General features: G+C 33.4%; 1 protein-coding gene and 1 pseudogene. Both read left to right on the forward strand.

Features of this window, described 5'->3' with window-relative positions:
* Window positions 1–199: 199 nt before the first annotated feature.
* Complete coding sequence (locus V7164_RS20510; RefSeq protein ID WP_335355089.1) at window positions 200–1,993, forward strand: polysaccharide biosynthesis protein; 1,794 nt, start codon at window positions 200–202, stop codon at window positions 1,991–1,993.
* A gap of 66 nt (window positions 1,994–2,059) precedes the next feature.
* Window positions 2,060–2,647: pseudogene (locus V7164_RS20515) on the forward strand (sugar transferase); the annotation flags it as partial.
* Between the last annotated feature and the right edge of the window lie 390 nt (window positions 2,648–3,037).

Consider the following 3,037-nt stretch of genomic DNA (forward strand, 5'->3'; position numbering starts at 1 on the left):
ATATAGGAATACTCTAAAATAGGTGGCATACAAAATTCACAATGGGGGATTGTTTTTTGCAAATGTATATAAAGTATTAAAATGAAGTGTCATTATGATAAGACATGTATAGGTAAATATGATTAAAATTATTCAAAGTTTGAAATTCAAGAATGACAACTAAAATAGAGAAAAAGTTATAGATTGGAGGGCTATTTCATTGTCTTACAGCCAGCGCCTTTCATTTATTATTCTATCCGATCTTTTTCTCATCACTGTTTCATTTATTTTTAGTTCTTGGCTGTTGAATGAATTGATGGAAAAAGAAGAATTTATGGCAGTACTCCTTTTCTCATTTATTTACTTCCTTTTAGTATACGGGTTTAAACTGTATAGAAAAGCGTGGGAGCATGCAAGTGTTCGAGATGTTTTACAAATAGTTGCCGTTACTACCTTAGCAATGATTATTTTTTTTGTCATCCAATTTTCAGCAATGACCTTTATCAGTTTTCGAATGCTTTTATTATTTTGGTTAATGATTTCAATGTTTATTTGTGGAGCACGACTTATTTGGAGAATATCTTTCATTCGTTTAGTAAGAGATACTACAAATAAAAAAAGAACATTAATTGTTGGTGCAGGTTCAGCAGGAACTATGTTGGTAAGGCATTTTATTATTAATAGTGCTGAACGATTTTATCCTGTTGCATTTATTGATGATAATGTGGATAAACAAAAGCTTGAAATTTATGGTGTTCCGGTAGTCGGAACAACATATGATATAGAAATGACTGTACAAAAACTAAAAATTGAACACATTATCATCGCTATTCCATCCTTAAAGAAACAGCAGTTAAATGAAATCCTTAACATATGTATAAAAACGAACACAAAAACGCAAAAAATGCCAATGGTGGAAGATATAATGGAAGGAAAAAAATCTTTTAATGATGTGAGTGATATTCAGTTTGAAGATTTATTAGGCAGGGAGCCTGTTATCCTTAATGATTTGCTTATTTCCGACTCGATTATCGACAAAGTGATTTTAATAACTGGAGCAGGAGGTTCAATTGGATCGGAAATATGCAGGCAAATTGCAAAGTTTAAACCAGCCAAAATGATCCTATTAGGCCATGGTGAAAACAGTATTTATAACATTGATATTGAGATGAAAGAGGAGTATGGAGAACAGTTAGTATTTATTACAGAAATAGCTGATATTCAAAATCGCGAGAGAATATTTGATATTATAGGAAAATATCAGCCTGATATTATTTATCATGCAGCCGCACATAAACATGTACATCTCATGGAGTGGAACCCAGATGAGGCTATAAAAAATAATGTGATCGGGACAAAAAACTTAGCCGAAGCCTCCCATTTTCATAAAGTAGGTGCTTTCGTAATGATCTCAACAGATAAAGCTGTCAATCCAACTGGAGTAATGGGTGCCACAAAAAGATTGGCGGAAATGATCATTCAAGATTTTGATGAAACAAGCCAAACAAAATTTGTAGCAGTAAGATTTGGCAATGTCTTAGGTAGCAGAGGAAGTGCGATTCCATTATTTATAAAGCAAATAAATAAAGGTGGTCCAGTAACAGTAACACACCCTGAAATGGTTCGCTACTTTATGACCATACCTGAAGCTGCGAGATTAGTTATTCAAGCGGGTGCGTTAGCAAATGGTGGGGAAATCTTTATTCTTGATATGGGCAACCCAGTAAAAATTATCGATCTCGTTCATAAATTAATTCGATTATCAGGCTATCGGCTAGATGATATAGAAATTATCTTTACAGGGGTTCGTCCAGGTGAAAAAATGTTTGAGGAGCTTCTAGCTGCAGATGAATTGATAGACAAACAAGTTCATTCAAATATTTATATTGGAAAAGCCAGTCCTATTGAAATTGAGCCGATTGAACAATTAATTTCGGATTACAAAAACATGGATAGAGAGGAAATTCGAAATCAGTTATTAAATATTGCAGGGCAGAAAGGACAAAAAGTATAAGTGGGCAGGCGGGGGTAAAGCAATTAACGTATTAAAGTAAATTTGTATTTTTAATGGAGATGTATTATGAAGAGATGCATAGATCTATTATCAGCTGTTTTATTATTAATCATCTTGTCCCCGTCATTTGTGATCGTATCATTAATGGTTTATATGAAATTAGGATCGCCTATTATCTTTAAACAGATTAGACCAGGGCTTAATGAAAAACCTTTTTATTTATATAAATTCCGTTCAATGACAGACTTAAAGGATGAAAATGGCAATCAATTGTCCGATGAAATGCGGATAACTCCTTTTGGTCAATGGTTAAGGAAATATAGTATAGATGAATTACCACAATTAATTAATGTACTTAAGGGAGATATTAGTCTAGTTGGTCCCAGACCTTTGCTAGTGGAATACCTCGCTCTTTATAGCGCGGAACAGTCTAAAAGACATCTTGTTCGTCCAGGGATAACAGGCTGGGCACAAGTAAATGGGAGAAATGAATTATCATGGGAAGAAAGATTTATATTAGATGTTTGGTATGTAGAAAACCAAAGTCTTTGGTTAGATATGAAGATTATCTTCCTAACATTAATGAAGGTGCTGAAAAAGGAAGGCATAAATTTTGAAGGCCATGCCACCATGTACAATTTTATGGGAACAAAAACGGGGGCTTCGAGAGAAAGTAGATTTATAATTTTAGATACTAAGGAAGAATGGGATGAGGCTTTAACAAATTTTAAGTATCTAGATGTTTTCTACTCCCAAAAATATGCTCAGCTTTTTGCAAGACATGAACAAGGAAAGGCAAAAGCTGCATTCTATGAGCGTGCTGACACAAAAATTTTGTACCCATTTATATTACGTGATATTCCAATTTTAGATAATCAATATAAAGATATAATAACCCCATATGGGTATGGTGGCCACTATGTTGAAGGAAGCAATGATGAGATAGTAAACTTCTGCATTTACTTTTCTGAATATTGCAAAAGTAATAATGTTGTTGCTGAAATGGTACGTCTTCATCCTTTATATAACAATAAAGAATACGTA

Origin of the sequence: Bacillus sp. JJ1474 (genome assembly GCF_036965225.1) — a bacterium.
Classification (GTDB): Bacteria; Bacillota; Bacilli; order Bacillales; family Cytobacillaceae; genus Cytobacillus.